This is a genomic window from Micromonospora sp. CA-269861 (genome assembly GCF_050948505.1).
In the GTDB taxonomy this organism is placed as follows: Bacteria; Actinomycetota; Actinomycetes; order Mycobacteriales; family Micromonosporaceae; genus Micromonospora.
In genome coordinates, this window is record NZ_CP192014.1 from 5,243,213 (window position 1) to 5,257,770 (window position 14,558).

Annotated in this window: 15 protein-coding genes; 6 read left to right on the forward strand and 9 right to left on the reverse strand. The window is 71.4% G+C overall.

Going from position 1 to position 14,558, the window contains the following annotated elements; all coding sequences use genetic code 11:
- Positions 1-84: 84 nt before the first annotated feature.
- Together ACQP0U_RS23865 and metF are read right to left on the reverse strand one after the other, a co-directional pair.
- Entirely contained in the window at positions 85-774 is a 690-nt protein-coding gene (locus ACQP0U_RS23865) for a CDP-alcohol phosphatidyltransferase family protein (protein WP_112582773.1), read from the reverse strand.
- A gap of 44 nt (positions 775-818) precedes the next feature.
- Entirely contained in the window at positions 819-1,736 is a 918-nt protein-coding gene (metF, locus tag ACQP0U_RS23870; RefSeq protein ID WP_433310963.1) for a methylenetetrahydrofolate reductase [NAD(P)H], read from the reverse strand.
- A gap of 376 nt (positions 1,737-2,112) precedes the next feature.
- Here metF and ACQP0U_RS23875 point away from each other — a divergent pair, with 376 nt between their 5' ends.
- Together ACQP0U_RS23875 and ACQP0U_RS23880 are read left to right on the forward strand one after the other, a co-directional pair.
- On the forward strand, positions 2,113-2,502 hold the full coding sequence (locus ACQP0U_RS23875) for a helix-turn-helix domain-containing protein (RefSeq protein ID WP_433310966.1): 390 nt from the start codon (positions 2,113-2,115) through the stop codon (positions 2,500-2,502).
- Positions 2,503-2,511: 9 nt separating this feature from the next.
- The gene (locus ACQP0U_RS23880; protein WP_433310969.1) at positions 2,512-3,594 is read left to right on the forward strand and encodes a polyprenyl synthetase family protein; all 1,083 of its coding nucleotides are present in this window, start codon (positions 2,512-2,514) and stop codon (positions 3,592-3,594) included.
- Between the two features lie 172 nt (positions 3,595-3,766).
- Here the strand turns inward: ACQP0U_RS23880 and ACQP0U_RS23885 are convergent, their stop codons facing one another.
- A complete protein-coding gene (locus ACQP0U_RS23885; protein ID WP_433310972.1) occupies positions 3,767-4,156 on the reverse strand; it encodes an Rv2175c family DNA-binding protein in 390 nt (129 codons plus the stop codon).
- 188 nt (positions 4,157-4,344) lie between these two features.
- Here ACQP0U_RS23885 and pknB point away from each other — a divergent pair, with 188 nt between their 5' ends.
- Positions 4,345-6,333, forward strand: a complete 1,989-nt coding sequence (gene pknB / locus ACQP0U_RS23890) for a Stk1 family PASTA domain-containing Ser/Thr kinase (protein ID WP_433310976.1) — start codon at positions 4,345-4,347, stop codon at positions 6,331-6,333.
- Positions 6,333-7,202, forward strand: a complete 870-nt coding sequence (locus ACQP0U_RS23895; protein WP_433310979.1) for a deoxyribonuclease IV — start codon at positions 6,333-6,335, stop codon at positions 7,200-7,202. Before pknB ends, ACQP0U_RS23895 begins: the two co-directional genes overlap by 1 nt.
- A 99-nt stretch (positions 7,203-7,301) precedes the next feature.
- On the opposite strand, the gene ACQP0U_RS23900 is transcribed toward ACQP0U_RS23895, so the two are convergent.
- From ACQP0U_RS23900 to ACQP0U_RS23915, 4 genes are all read right to left on the reverse strand, one after another.
- Entirely contained in the window at positions 7,302-8,279 is a 978-nt protein-coding gene (locus tag ACQP0U_RS23900; protein ID WP_433321076.1) for a threonine aldolase family protein, read from the reverse strand.
- Positions 8,280-8,378: 99 nt separating this feature from the next.
- The gene (locus tag ACQP0U_RS23905; protein WP_433310982.1) at positions 8,379-9,785 is read right to left on the reverse strand and encodes a class II 3-deoxy-7-phosphoheptulonate synthase; all 1,407 of its coding nucleotides are present in this window, start codon (positions 9,783-9,785) and stop codon (positions 8,379-8,381) included.
- Between the two features lie 87 nt (positions 9,786-9,872).
- A complete protein-coding gene (locus ACQP0U_RS23910; RefSeq protein WP_433310984.1) occupies positions 9,873-10,379 on the reverse strand; it encodes a hypothetical protein in 507 nt (168 codons plus the stop codon).
- 181 nt (positions 10,380-10,560) lie between these two features.
- Positions 10,561-12,186 (reverse strand): glycosyl hydrolase family 18 protein, encoded by a 1,626-nt coding sequence (locus ACQP0U_RS23915; protein WP_433310987.1) that lies wholly within the window; start codon positions 12,184-12,186, stop codon positions 10,561-10,563.
- Between the two features lie 167 nt (positions 12,187-12,353).
- Here ACQP0U_RS23915 and ACQP0U_RS23920 point away from each other — a divergent pair, with 167 nt between their 5' ends.
- Complete coding sequence (locus ACQP0U_RS23920) at positions 12,354-12,848, forward strand: glutathione peroxidase (protein ID WP_433310989.1); 495 nt, start codon at positions 12,354-12,356, stop codon at positions 12,846-12,848.
- 298 nt (positions 12,849-13,146) lie between these two features.
- Positions 13,147-13,821 carry an NADPH-dependent F420 reductase gene (locus tag ACQP0U_RS23925; protein ID WP_433310992.1) on the forward strand — a complete coding sequence of 225 codons (675 nt, stop codon included), beginning with the start codon at positions 13,147-13,149 and terminating at the stop codon, positions 13,819-13,821.
- 65 nt (positions 13,822-13,886) lie between these two features.
- On the opposite strand, the gene ACQP0U_RS23930 is transcribed toward ACQP0U_RS23925, so the two are convergent.
- Both ACQP0U_RS23930 and ACQP0U_RS23935 read right to left on the reverse strand, forming a co-directional pair.
- Positions 13,887-14,291: an Imm50 family immunity protein gene (locus ACQP0U_RS23930; protein WP_433310994.1), complete on the reverse strand. Its 405-nt coding sequence runs from the start codon at positions 14,289-14,291 to the stop codon at positions 13,887-13,889.
- 13 nt (positions 14,292-14,304) lie between these two features.
- Positions 14,305-14,553: a hypothetical protein gene (locus tag ACQP0U_RS23935; RefSeq protein ID WP_433310996.1), complete on the reverse strand. Its 249-nt coding sequence runs from the start codon at positions 14,551-14,553 to the stop codon at positions 14,305-14,307.
- Positions 14,554-14,558 lie beyond the last annotated feature (5 nt).

A 14,558-nucleotide genomic window follows, 5' to 3' on the forward strand; every position in this document is an offset into this window, starting at 1 on the left:
CGATCAGGCCTGGCCCGGCGGCTCAGTCGGCGTCGAGCAGGGCGCGGCGGCTCAGTCGGCCTCGATCAGGCCTGGCCCGGCGGCTCAGTCGGCGTCGAGCAGGGCGCGGCGGATGCTGGAGAGCAGTTGCCCCAGGCCGAACCCGGCAAGCAGCACCCAGACCGCAGTCGCCATGGTGATGGTGCCGGCGGCCAGGTCCGGCTCGATCAGCCCGGCCAGCCCGGCGACCAGCAAGCCGGCCAGCGCCACCGAGACCCGGGTGGGGCGTTCGCCCACTGTCACCGCGCCGATCTCCCGCATGCCGGCGGCGACCGCCCGCGCCCGGACGTACTCGTGCAACCAGGACAGCGCCCCGCCCGCGACGACCAGCCCACCCGGCGCGCCCACCAGCCAGAACGCCAGCAGCCACGCCACCTCACCGAGCCGGTCGGCGACCGAGTCGTAGACGTAGCCGAGCCGGGTGGTGCGGCCGGTGGCCACCGCCACCGCGCCGTCCACGCTGTCCGCCACGGCGGCCAGCAGCACGAACAGCGCGCCGAGGAACGGCCCGTCTCCCGGGCGGCCCACCAGCAACGGTACGCAGAAGCAGAGCAGCACCCCGGCCACGGTGACCGCGGTGGGGCTGACCCGCAGCCGACCCAGCACATATCCGACGTGGTACGCGAATCGCAGCCAGGCGCGCACCACCGGCGCCGCGACCCGAGGGTCGAAGCCGCCGTGCAACCGCGCCCACGCCGTGGCGTACTGATCCCAGTTCAGCTGTGTGCCCACCACGGATCAACCGTCGTGCCGGGCAACAGGTGTCGCAGGCGCAGCGTTCACACGCGCGCGCCGGCCTTCAGGTTCTGCCAGACCTCGCGGGTCGCCGTGGACCGGTTGAGGGTGATGAAGTGGATTCCCGGCACGCCCTCGTCGAGCAGTCGGCGGCACATCTCACTGGCCTGCTCGATGCCGAGCCGGCGGACGGCGTCCGGATCGTCGGCGACGCGTTCGAAGCGGGCCGCCAACGCCGGTGGGAACGGCGCACCGGACAGCTGCACGGACCGCTCGATGGTGCCGATCTGGGTCACCGGCATCACCCCGGCCAGGATCGGGGTGTCACAGCCGGCAGCCGCCACCCGGTCACGTAGCCGCAGGTAGTCGTCGGCGTCGAAGAACATCTGCGTGACCGCGAACGCCGCGCCGGCCCGACATTTGCGAACGAACTGGGCGGTGTCGCTCGCCACGTCGGGCGAGCGGGGGTGCTTGTACGGGAAGGCGGCCACGCCGACACTGAAGTCACCGGCGTCGCGCACCAGACGCACCAGGTCCTCGGCGTAGTCCACGCCCTCGGGGTGGCGGACCCACTCACCGCCCGGGTTGCCCGGGGGGTCGCCACGGACGGCCAGCACGTTGCGCACGCCCACCCCGGCGAGCCGGCCGACCACGTGCCGCAGCTCGGCGACGGAGTGGTTGACCGCGGTCAGGTGGGCCATCGGCAGCAGGGTGGTCTCGGTGGCGATCCGCTCGGTCACCGCCACTGTGGTGTCCCGGGTCGAGCCACCGGCGCCGTACGTGATCGACACGAACGACGGGCGCAGCGACTCCAACTCGCGGATGGCCTGCCAGAGCAGCTGCTCCCCCGCCTCGGTCTTGGGCGGGAAGAACTCGAACGAGAAGGTCGGCTGGTGCTCACGGATGAGCTCCCCGATCGCCGGCTGCGGATTGGGGAGTGTCGAGGGAAGACCGAGCGCCACGACCCGACTCTAGCGGTCGATGCCACCAGGACCCAGGCCCTTCCCACCCAGCGGCAGACGCCAACCGGTCGGCCCGACCCGGTGTGCGGTGCCGCACCGGGTGCCCTGAAGCGGGGGGCGGTGCCGCACCGCGTGCCCTGAAGCGGGGGGGCGGTGCCGCACCGGGTGTCCTGAGGCGCGGGGGGCGGTGTCGCACCGGGTGTCCGACCCGGCGGGCGGGAAGGCGTCGTACCTCCGAGGTAGAAAGGGACGGTGCGGGAGGGGCGGCGGGGGTGGCCCCAGGTTCCGTGCGGGGGTCAGCAACCGAGCGGTGACGCCGGTCCCGTCCGGTCGGGCGGGTGGGTCGCCACCGCGCCGACGCCCGCCAGGAGGACCCATGATCCCGCCCGCATCGCCGCGCCCCGCGCAGCTCGGGCCGCTGCTGGCCCGGCGCCGACTGGCCCGGGGCTGGAGCCAGCAGCGAGCAGCCGCCGAGTTGTGTGCCGCAGCCGGGGCGCCGACGCTGAGTCGGCACGAGATTTCCCGGTGGGAGCGGCAGCGTCGCGTGCCGGGCGGGTTCTGGCTCGGCTGGCTCGCCGTCGTCCTGGACGTGCCGCTGGTGGTGCTCGCCGAGGCCGCCGCGGCCACCCGTCGGGCCGGCTCGACGCGGGCCACCGGGCCGGGCCGCGCCACGGTGGCCGGCGCGCGACCGGGTGGGCGAACGGGCCCCGGCCGCACCGGCGGGACTACGCGTGGCGGTGGAGCACGAGCCATCACGACCGGCTAGCGTCGGGGCGTGACCCACGCTGCTCCCGTGTCCCCCGTCGACCGCGCCGGCCTGCGTCAGCGGGTCGACAAGGCTCTCACCGAGTTCCTGGCCGGCCAACGGGTCCGACTCGCAGCGGTGGACGACGCGCTGGGCCCGGTGGCCGAGGCGATCGAGGCGTTCGTGCTCGGTGGCGGCAAGCGGCTGCGTCCGGCATTCGCGTACTGGGGGTTCCGGGGGGCCGGCGGGGTGGACGGCGACCAGGTGCTCACCGCCCTGGCCGCGCTGGAGTTCGTCCAGGCCAGCGCCCTGATCCACGACGACCTGATGGACCGTTCCGACACGCGTCGGGGCGAGCCCGCGGTACACCGGCGGTTCGCCACCCGGCACCGGGAGGCCGGCTGGGGCGGCGACCCGGACGGCTTCGGCGACGCCGCGGCCATCCTGCTCGGTGACCTCTGCCTGGTCTGGTCCGACGAGCTGCTGCACTCCGCCGGCCTGGACCTGTGGTCGTTGGCGCGGGCCCGGCCGGTCTTCGACGAGATGCGCACCGAGGTCACCGTCGGGCAGTACCTCGACGTGCTGACGCAGGTCACCGGGGACACCTCGGTGGAACGGGCCAGCAAGGTCGCCCGGTACAAGTCCGCGAAGTACACCGTCGAGCGTCCGATGCTGCTCGGCGCGGCGCTGGCCGACGCGCCGGAGGACGTGCGGATCGCCTACTCGGCGTACGGGCTGCCGCTGGGCGAGGCGTTCCAGCTCCGCGACGACGTGCTGGGGGTCTTCGGTGACCCGGCGCTGACCGGCAAACCGGCCGGGGACGACCTGCGCGAGGGCAAGCGCACCTACCTGGTGGCGGCGGCCGTGGAGGCCACCGACGACGCGGGCCGCGAGCTGCTGCTCGGCCGGCTCGGCGACCCGGAGCTGGAAGAGCGGGGGGTGGCCCAACTCCGCGAGGTGATCTCGGGGAGCGGGGCGCTGGCCCGTACCGAACAGCGGATCGTCACACTCACCGACACCGCTCTGGCCGCGCTGACCGCCGTCGACCTCGACACCGAGGCCCGCCAAGCCCTGGTCGACCTGGCCATAGCCGCAACCCGCCGAGCCGACTAACCGCGCCCCGCCCACCCCCTGGCCTCCCCCCACCCCCACCCACCCCGCCCTCCAACGTTGATCATGAAGTTATTGCCATGACACGCCGAGCGGGCTGGCAATAACTTCATGATCGACGGGGACGGGGGGTCCGGGAAGGGGTGCGGGGACGCCCGGGGCGGGGTCGGGGGGGTTAGAAGGCTTGGGCTTGGGCTCGGCGTTTCACCTCGCGGGCCTGGTCGCCGGAGAGGGCGGCGGCTGGGGTGGCGCCGGGGAGGGTGTCGTCCGGCTCGTAGAGCCAGCGCAGGGCGGCCTCGTCGTCGTAGCCGTTGTCGGAGAGCAGATTGAGCACGCCGGGCAGGTGCTTGAGCACGGTCTGGTTGGCAACCAGGTCCGCTGGGATCCGGCGGACGCCGTCGCGGCGGACCGCCAGCAGCTCCCGGTCACGGATCATCTGGTGCACCTTGCTGATCGACACGTCGAGGCGTTCGGCGACGTCGGGCAGGGTCAACCAGCCGGCCGGGTCGGTGGGGCCGGCGAGTTCCAGGCCGGGCGCGGCCTGGTCGGGTACGGGTTCGGTCACCCGACCACCCTGCCACGCCACCGCCGCGACGAGCCACCGGCACCCCGGGCGACCCGTCGACGCCCACTCTCTTGATCGTCGCTGACCAGCGAATAAGGGACGCCGAGCGCGGCGGGACGGACCAGTTCGGCGGACGGCTGTAGCATCCTGTTCATCCTTCCCTCCCTGGACACATAGACTGCCTGCCGATGGACACTCAGGTCGCCGACACGTTGCTGGGCTCGCTGATCGACGGGCGCTACCGCATTCGCGGTCGCGTGGCCCGTGGTGGCATGGCGACCGTGTACACCGCCACCGACGAGCGCCTTGAGCGCACCGTCGCTGTCAAGATCATTCACCCGACCCAGGCGAGCGAGGCACGGGCCCGGATCGCCAACTTCGTGGCCCGGTTCACCGACGAGGCGAAGACCATCGCCCGGCTCACCCACCCGAACGTGGTGGCGGTCTACGACCAGGGCACGCACGCCGGTCTGCCGTACCTGGTGATGGAGTATGTCCGTGGCCGCACGCTGCGTGACGTGCTGGCCGAGCGACGCCGACTCAACCCGGACGAGACGCTGGCCATCGCCGAGCAGATGCTCGCCGCGATCGCCGCGGCGCACCGGGCCGGCCTCGTGCACCGCGACGTCAAACCGGAGAACGTGCTGGTCGCGGAGGCGCCCACAGGCGGCGTCGCCAACCTGGTCGACAGCGTCGTGAAGGTCGCCGACTTCGGGCTGGCCCGGGCGGTCGAGGCGAGCGCCGACGAGGAGCAGGGCAACCAGTTGATGGCCACCGTGGCGTACGTCGCTCCGGAGCTTGTCACCGAGGGCCGCGCCGATCCGCGCACCGACGTCTACTCGGCAGGCATCGTGCTGTTCGAGATGCTCACCGGCCGCGTGCCGTACGACGGGGACCGCCCGGTGGACGTCGCCTGGCAGCACGTCGACCGGGACGTGCCGGCGCCCTCGACGCTGGTGCCGGGCCTGCCGTCGATCCTCGACGACCTGGTGCAGCGGGCCACCCGGCGTGATCCCGGCGCGCGGCCCGCGGACGCCGGCGCGTTGTTGGCCGAGGTGCAGGTTGCCCGGGATCGTCTGGGCGACGCCAACAGCCACACCGCCGTACTCCGCCCGATCAGCGACGCGCCGTCGCTCGCCCAGCCGACCATGATGGTCGCGACGGTCCAGCCGCCCAACCGCCCGTCGTGGGCACGGCTGCCCGAGGGTGCCAGCACCCAGGGGCCGGGACGACGTCGGGCCGCCCCGGAGCCCGCGGAGGGCCTGGGCGCCCGGCTCGCCGCACTGCGCAGCACGGTGCTGGGCAACCCCCGTGGCCGGCTGGCCGTGGCGGCCGTGGTGGTGACGCTGGGCCTGGTGGCCGCGATCGGGGGTTGGTGGTTCGGCGTCGGCCGCTACACGGACGCCCCGCAGTTGGTGAGCCTGAGCAAGGCGCAGGCGCAGGCGCAGGCCGACAACGCCGGGCTCGTCCTCAAGTACGCGGAGCCGCGCTTCGACGAGAAAGCCCCGAAGGACAGCGTGCTGGAGCAGAGCCCGGCGTCCGCTGCCAAGATCGTCAAGGGTGGCACGATCACCCTGACCCTCTCCCTCGGCCCGGAGCGTTTCCCCGTCCCGGACGTGATCGGCAAGGAGTTCGAGCTCGCCGAGGCGGACCTGGTCAACGCGAAACTGGTGGTGGCCAAGGGCACCGCCCGCTACGACGACAGCCTGCCGGCCGGGGTCGTGGTGGACAGCTCCCCCAAGGTGGGCGCCGAGGTGAAACCAGGTGCGAAGGTCACTCTCATTCTGAGCCGGGGCAGGGCGCCGGTGACGGTGCCGAACCTGGTCGGCAAGAGCCTGACCGACGCCCGGACGGCCCTGGCCCAGCTCAACCTGGTGCTGGTGGAGACCTACAAGGACTCCGACAAGCCGAAGGACGAGATCCTTGGTCAGAGCCCGGCCGATGGCACCGGCGTGGAGAAGGGCGCCCAGGTCAAGCTGGACGTCAGCAAGGGGCCACCGCTGGTCGTCATGCCGCGGGTGATCGATCTGCCGTGCCAGCAGGCCAAGCAGGCGTTGGAGGGCCAGGGCTTCCCGGTGACGATGGCGATCAACCCGAACGCCGTGGTCCGGATCCAGCTCCCTGGCGAGAATTCGCAGGTGGCGCCGGGCACCCCGGTCACCCTGACGTGCTTCTGATGCCGGCGATCTCCGCGCGGCCGGTGGGCGCGCACACTCCGACCTCGGGTGGGCTGGCGAAGGCTGCCCTGCCGTACGCCGACGCGACAGAGGCGCAGGTGGTGCAGGTCTACGTCTCCAACTCGCGAGGCTGGGCCCTGCCCAACGGCGACCCCGTGCAGGACGCCCTGTTCCGCGACGGTTGCGCCGAGCGGGGCATTCCCGCGTTCATCCACGCCGCGCTGCTGGTCAACCTCGGCTCGCCCACCCCGGCCACCGTTGAGAAGTCGGGCCAGACGCTGGCGCACGCGTTGCGTCGGGGCGTGGCGATCGGCGCGCGGGGGGTGGTGTTCCACGCGGGCAGTTCGGTGGACGAGGGGCACGCCGAGGCGGCGATGCGACAGGTCCGCGAGGTGTTGCTGCCGCTGCTCGACTGGGCCGCCGAGTCCGGCGGGCCGATGTTGCTGGTCGAGCCGAGCGCGGGTGGAGGCCGGTCACTGGCCTCCCGGGTGGAGCAGCTCGGGCCGTACCTGGACGCGGTGGACGGGCACCCCATGCTCGGGGTCTGCTTCGACACCTGCCACGCCTGGGCGGCCGGCCACGACCTGGCGGCCGAGGGCGGCATGACGGCGACCCTGGACACCCTGGTGGCCACCGTGGGTGCGGACCGGCTGCGGCTGGTCCACGCCAACGACTCGAAGGATCTGTGCGGCTCCACCCGGGATCGGCACGAGAACATCGGCAAGGGCACCATCGGTGAGCCCGCCTTCGCCGAGCTGATGGCCCACCCGGCAACCGCTGGCGTCCCGATCGTCGTGGAGACCCCCAGCGAGAAGCACGTAGGCCACGCCGCCGACATCAGCACCCTCACCCGCCTGTCCCACCCCTGACCCCACCTCACCCTGGTGATCATGAAGTTATTGCCCTGACACGCCGACGCGAGTGGCAATAACTTCATGATCACCAGGGTGGTCCGGGGGTGGGTGGGGTTAGGGGGTGGCGAGGATGCGGGGTAGGGCGGCGACGGCGCGGTCGATGTCCGCGTCGCTGAGGCCCAGGTGGGTGACCAGGCGGGCGGTACGCGGGCCGAGCACCGAGATCAGGACGCCCTCGGCCCGCGCCGCGGCGGCCAGGGCCCGCGCGTCCAGGGTGTGCTTGGTGAGGTCCAGCGCGACCAGGTTGGTACGGACCGTGGTGGCCAGCACACCGAACGGCGCGACCGCCTCGGCGAGCCGGGCCGCCTTCGCGTGATCGTCGGCCAGCCGGTCGATGTGCTGCGCGAGCGCGTACCGACCGGCAGCGGCGAGAATGCCGGCCTGGCGCATGCCACCGCCCATCCGCTTGCGGATCAGCCGGGCACGCTCGATCTTCTCCGCACTGCCCACCACCAGCGAACCGACCGGAGCACCGAGCCCCTTGGAGAGGCACACCGACAGCGTGTCGAAGAGCCGGCCGTACTCGATCAGCGGCACCCGGTCGGCGACGTGCGCGTGCCAGATCCGGGCGCCGTCACAGTGCAGCGCGACGCCCGCCTGGTCGGCGACCCCGCGCAGGTCCCGCAGGGTCGCCAGCGGAATCACCCCGCCACCGCCGCGATTGTGCGTCTGCTCGACGGCGATCGCACGGGTGGGGACGGCGAAGTAACCGTCCGGCCGGATCATCCCGGCCACCACCTCCGGGTCGATGTCGGCACCGACCGAAGGCCAGGTCCGCGAGGAGATCCCGCCGTACGCGGCGGCGGCACCGATCTCGTACGTGACCACGTGCGCGTCGGCGTCGCAGAGCAACTCGTCGCCGGGCGACACCAACAGTTGCAGGGCGATCTGGTTCGCCATCGACCCACTCGGGGCGAACAGCGCCGCCTCGTGCCCGAACAACGCGGCGACCTCGGCCTCCAGCGCGTTGACGCTCGGGTCCTCGCCGTAGACGTCGTCACCGACCTCGGCGGTGGCCATCGCCTCCCGCATCCCGGCGGTGGGTCGGGTCACCGTGTCGGACCGCAGGTCCACGAACAGATCAGGCACTGTCATCCATCCTTCCGGCTGCCGGCTGCGGGGCGCGCAGGCTCAGCCACGGAGCATCTCCGCTACGAGGAACGCCAACTCCAACGACTGCTGGGTGTTCAGTCGCGGGTCGCAGGCGGTCTCGTACCGGTCGGGCAGGTCGAGATCCTCGATGCCCTGGGCACCGCCGAGGCACTCGGTGACGTCCTCGCCGGTCAACTCGACGTGCAGGCCACCGGGGTGGGTGTCCAGCCCCCGGTGCACCTCGAAGTAGCCGAGCACCTCGTCGACGATGCGGTCGAAGTGCCGGGTCTTGTAGCCGTTTGACGACTCGTGCGTGTTGCCGTGCATCGGGTCGCACTGCCAGACCACCTTGGCCCCGGCGGCGGTGACCTTGGCGACGATCGGCGGCAGCGCGTCGCGGACCCGGTGGTTGCCCATCCGGCTGATCAGGGTGAGCCGGCCGGGGACATTGTCCGGGTTGAGCTTCTCGCACAGCTCGATCGCCTCGTCCGGGGAGGTGGTCGGGCCGAGCTTGACCCCGATCGGGTTGGCGATCCGGGAGATGAAGTCGATGTGGGCGCCGCTGATCTGCCGGGTGCGCTCGCCGATCCAGAGGAAGTGCCCGGAGAGCCCGTACGCCCGACTGTCGGAGACCCGGGTGAGCGCCCGGTCGTACTCCAGGGCGAGGGCCTCGTGGGAGCAGTAGAGCGTGACGGTGCGCAACGCCTCGTCGTCGGTCATGCCGCAGGCCCTGATGAAGGCCAGCGCCCTGTCGATCTCCCGGGCGATCGCCTCGTAACGCTCCCCAGCCGGGGAGTTCTTCACGAAGCCCTTGTTCCAGTCGTGCACCGCGTGCAGGTCGGCGAGCCCACCGGCGAGGTACGCCCGGAGCATGTTCATCGCCGCCGCCGAGTTGGCGTACGCGCGGATCATGCGCTGCGGGTCGGCGACCCGGGCGGCCGGGTCGGCCTCCAGCGAGTTGATCATGTCGCCGCGGTACGCGGGCAGGCCGCGCGCGTCGGTCGGCAGCGAGCGGGGCTTCGTGTACTGCCCGGCGACACGGGCGACCTTGACCACCGGCAGCGACGCGCCGTAGGTCAGCACGATCGCCATCTGGAGCAGGGTGCGGGCATTGGCCAGCAAGTGGCTCTCGGTGTTGTCCACGAACGTCTCGGCGCAGTCGCCACCCTGCAGCAGGAACGCCTTGCCCTCGCAGACCAGGGCGAGCTTCTGCCGGAGCTGGTCCACCTCGTAGGGCGCGACGACCGACGGCACGGTGTCGAGGACCTTGCAGACCGCGGCCACGGCAGCCGGGTCGGACCACGGCGGGATCTGCTCGCGGGGCAGCTCCCGCCATCGGTCCAGGCCGAGCGCGGCGTCCTCGGCGGAGTCGACTGTCGGTCGGCTGGTCTGCAGGCCCGGGCTGCCCACCGCGGGATGGCTCAGCTGATGCCACTCATGGCGCATGACAGAAAGCGTACGGCGACGGTCGGAGTGCCCGGGCGGCGAGGGGGACGGTTCCGGCAGATGGGAGATCAATCTGCCGGGCGCTGGTCAGGACGCGGGGGTGGGGGCGACGCCGCTCGGCGTCGGAGCGGCCGGTCCACCCGGCGCTTCCCCGGCGATGCACCAGTCGCTGCCGTCCCGGGTGACGGTGAAGAGCAGCGGCCGGGTGACGGTGCGCTTGCCGACCGTGACCGAGACCGAGACGCTGACCTCCTGCCCGAGCGGACCGGACCGGATGCCGGTGATGGCCGCCTCCGGCACCTGGAAGTGGTCGGCGAAGTCACCGTTGGGGCCGGTGGCGCCCAGGTCGAAGCCGTCGTGCAGCAGAGCGCAGAGCTGGCTGCGGCCGGCTGCGACGTCCTTGGCCGCCATGGCGTCGAGGTACGCCTGCACGCGCTCACGGGAGCGGGTGGCGGCTTCCTCGGCGGGGGCTCGGGCCGGCTTGGCGGCGGACTCGTCCTTGTCCTTGCCGCCGATCCCGCAGCCGACCAGGGCGACCGGCAGCAGCACCAGCCCGGCGGCGGTCGCCGCCAGCCTGCGGTGGATCCGGCGCATGATCACCTCCGTCGACGGTGAGATCGAGACGTGCCGAGCCGCGAGTCTGCCACATCGGGCTGAGCGAACCCAACGGCGGCGGCCCGGTCGACGCTGGGCGTCGACCGGGCCGCTGTGTCACGGGCGGGAAGGGACGGTGCGGGCCCCTTCCCGCCGTGTGGGTGGTGCGTCGGCCTTCGGCTCAGCCGAGACCGCCCTTGATGGCGCCGATGAGCTCGCCGTTGCTCGTGTCACCGGAGAGCTCCCAGAAGAACGCGCCACCGAGGCCCTGGTTGTTCGCGTACGTCATCTTGCCGTTGATGGTCGACGGGGTGTCGTAGCTCCACCAGTTGCTGCCGCACTTGGCGTACGCGGTACCCGCGATCGTGCCGGTGGTCGGGCAGGTGTTCTTGAGGACCTTGTAGTCCTCGTTGCCGGCCTCGTAGGTGCCCTGCGCCGCCCCGGTGGCGCTGCCACCCGGTGCCGCCTGGGTGACACCGGTCCAGCCCCGACCGTAGAAGCCGATACCCAGTAGCAGCTTGCTGGCCGGGATGCCCTTGCTCTTGAGCTTCTGGATCGCCGCGTCGGAGTAGAAGCCCTGGGTCGGGATGCCGCTGTACGAGGTGAGCGGGGAGTGCGGTGCCGTCGGACCCTGAGCGGCGAACGCGCCGAAGTAGTCGTAGGTCATCGGCATCAGCCAGTTGAGGTTGCCGATGGCACCGGCGTAGTCCGCAGCGTCGATCTTGCCGCCGTTGGTGCCGTCCGCGGTGATGGCGGCGGTGACCAGGGCGTTGGACCCGAACCTCGACCGCAGCGCGCTGATCACGTTCTTGAACGCGTTCGGGCCGCTGCTGTCACAGGTCAGACCACAGGCGTTGGGGTACTCCCAGTCGACGTCGATGCCGTCGAAGACGTCCGCCCAGCGCGGGTCCTCGACCAGGTTGTAGCAGCTCTCGGCGAACGCGGCCGGGTTCTGCGCGGCCTGGGTGAAGCCGCCGGACCAGGTCCAGCCACCGAACGACCAGATCACCTTGAGGTGCGGGTTGAGCTGCTTGAGCTTGCGCAGCTGGTTGAAGCTGCCGCGCAGGGGCTGGTCCCAGGTGTCGGCGACGCCGTCCACGCTGTCCGCCGCGGTGTACGCCTTCTCGTAGTCGGCGTAGCTGTCACCGATGGCGCAACGACCGCCTGTGGTGTTGCCGAAGGCGTACAGGATGTGGGTCAGCTTGGCGGCCGAGCCGCTGGTCTGGATGTTCTTGACGTGGTAGTTGCGCCCGTAGACGCCCCACTCGGCGAAGTAGCCGACGATCTTCTTGCCACCCGGGTTCGGCGGGTTGGTGGTCGGCGGAGGCGTGGTGGGCGGAGGGGTGGTGGGCGGCGTCGTCGTCGGTGGGGTGGTGGTCGGCGGCGTCGTGGTCGGCGGGGTCGTCCCGCCGCCGCAGGCAGCACCGTTGATGGTGCAGTTCAACGGTGCCTTGTAGGCGCCGCTGCCGTTGTAGCCCCAGCTGAACGAGGCACCGGGAGCGATGCCACCGGCCCAGCTCTTCTTGACCGCGACGTAGTGGTTGCCGCTGCTGGTGACGTCGGCGTCCCACGCGCTGCTGATGGTGGTGCCCGACGGCAGGTCGAACTCGATGCGCCAGGTGGTGACCGTGGCACTGGAGCCGTTGGTGACGGTCACCCTCGTCTCGTGACCGGTCCCCCAGTCCTGCGCCTTGGTGAAGGTGGTGGTGACCGTGCCGGCGCCGAACGCGGTGGTCACCGGCACCGCTGCGACGGTCACGGCGACCACGGCACCGGCCCAGAGGGCCCGGCGGAGCGATCTTTTCATGAGGCGTCTCCCGAACTGTTAGGAAACTTTCCAAAAGAGATGGTGAGACGGTACTCACGGCGTCATCAGTTCGTCAAGATGTGCATGTTTCGATTTCTCCTGGTGCACGGAGTGCGTACGCTGCGCCCACCCCCGGCCGATGCCCGGCCGGCGCGTAGCCTCGGCCCATGACCGTCTTCGACATCCCGATCGACGCCCTCAACGGCGGCCCCGCCGACCTGGCCCGCTACCGCGGCAAGGCGTTGCTGGTCGTCAACGTGGCCTCCCGCTGCGGCCTCACCCCGCAGTACGCGGGCCTCCAGACGCTCGCCGACTCCTACGCCGACCAGGGTCTGGTGGTGCTCGGCGTGCCGTGCAACCAGTTCGCCGGGCAGGAGCCGGGCAGCGCCGCCGAGATCAGCGACTTCTGCCAGGTCAACTACGGGGTCACCTTCCCTCTGACCGAGAAGGTCGACGTCAACGGCCCCGACCGGCACCCGCTCTACGCCGCGCTGGTGGACACCCCGGACGCCGACGGGCACACCGGTGACGTGCGCTGGAACTTCGAGAAGTTCCTGGTAGCCCCGGACGGCTCGGTCGCCGCCCGCTTCGCCCCCACGGTCGAGCCCAGCTCCACCGACCTACGCGCCGCCATCGAGAAGACCCTCCCGATCCCGGCCTGACGACCTCCGGGCTCCACCAGAGCCGCCTTGATCACGCTCGACCATGGATGTGGTGGCCTCCCGCCTTCCCGACACCACGACATCCCGGATCGAGCGTGATCAAGGCGGGTCGACGACGCCGGGCGGCGGCCCCCGGACCACCCGCTCGTCACCGGAGAGTGGCACGTCCCCGGAGCGCCGGTCGGCGACCAGCGCGAGCAGTACGTTGTGCGGGACGGGCTCACGACGCAGCGGGCAGCCGAATAACCCACCAGGATGGTCGGGAATGCGTCGCGGGTGGACGGAGTTGGGGACGAGCATGACAACTGTGGGACTGATCGGCAGTGGCAACATCGGCGGCACCCTGGCCCGGCTGGCCGTCGACGCCGGATACGACGTGGTGTTGAGCAACTCGCGAGGCCCGGAAACCCTCGCCGACCTGGTGGGGACCCTGGGCGCGCACGCCAGCGCCGGCACCACGCAGGACGCGGCGCAGGTCGGCGACCTGGTGGTGGTCAGCGTGCCGCTGAAGGCGTACCGCGCGGTGCCCGTCGAGCCGCTGACCGGCAAGGTCGTCATCGACACCAACAACTACTACCCGCAACGCGACGGGACCTTCCCGGAACTGGACGCGGGCGAGATCACCAGCAGTGAGCTGCTGCAGCGGCACCTGCCGGAGTCGCGGGTGGTCAAGGTCTTCAACAACATCTACTTCAAGGGCCTGGCCGCGCTCCCCCGGCCTTCCGGCGCGGCCGACCGCAGCGCCCTCGCGATCGCCGGTGACGACCCCGCCGCGAAGGCCGAGGTGACTGCCTTCCTGGACCGGATCGGCTACGACACGGTCGACGCCGGCCCGCTGGCCGAGGGGTGGCGCTTCCAGCCGGACACCCCGGCGTACGGCACGCTCTACTCCGCCAGCCCGACCGACTGGGAGCACCCCGCCCCGGGCGACGCCACGAAGCTGCGTACCGCCCTGGCCGCCGCCACCCGCTGAGCAACGCCAGCCGCCCTCCCGCGACCACCTACCGGGTGGTCGTGCGGAGGGCGGCGGCGAGCCGCCTAACGGTCGGATTCCCGCCCACTGTCCACGTACGCCACCACCTCGGACACCGTGACCGACGCGGCCAACGCCGATACGACCATCGACGCGGAGCGGACCTCGAGGCTCACCCCGCTTGCGGGTCGAATCTCCAGATCGGCGATCACGTCGGTGGAGATGCCGACCAGTCGTAGCTCACTGACGCCGCCGAAGAGAAGTTCGATCTGAACCGTGTTGAATCCGGCGCGGTGCCATCTGGCCGGCGGGTCAGCCGGGTAGGCGGGCAGGTCCAGTCTGAGCCGAAGAGTTGGTCCCTCACGCTCGACGACCAGCCCGTGCAGGCTGACCCCGCTCAATGGCGGAGGCCCCTCCGGAAAGATCTCCCGGAGGCCCTGCGGATTCGTGACCAGGTCGATCCAGCTCATGTCGCCCCGAGACTCAGGCGCATGGACCCGTACACCGCCATCCGCTCCATTCGATGGTCCACTCGGAGAGACGGAAAAGAGCTGCCAACTCCTCCTGGTCCCGCACCCAGTGGTCTCCGCCGTCTGACGGATCCTCAAGCTGGTCGACCAGAAAGACGTAGTACCCGCCGGTGATCTCCTTGTCCCGGTGGACGTGGATGACATAGCCCTCGTTCTCCCCGGTCACCACCCGGCCGTAGCGCTTGAGCGGAATGTCCGACACCTCGC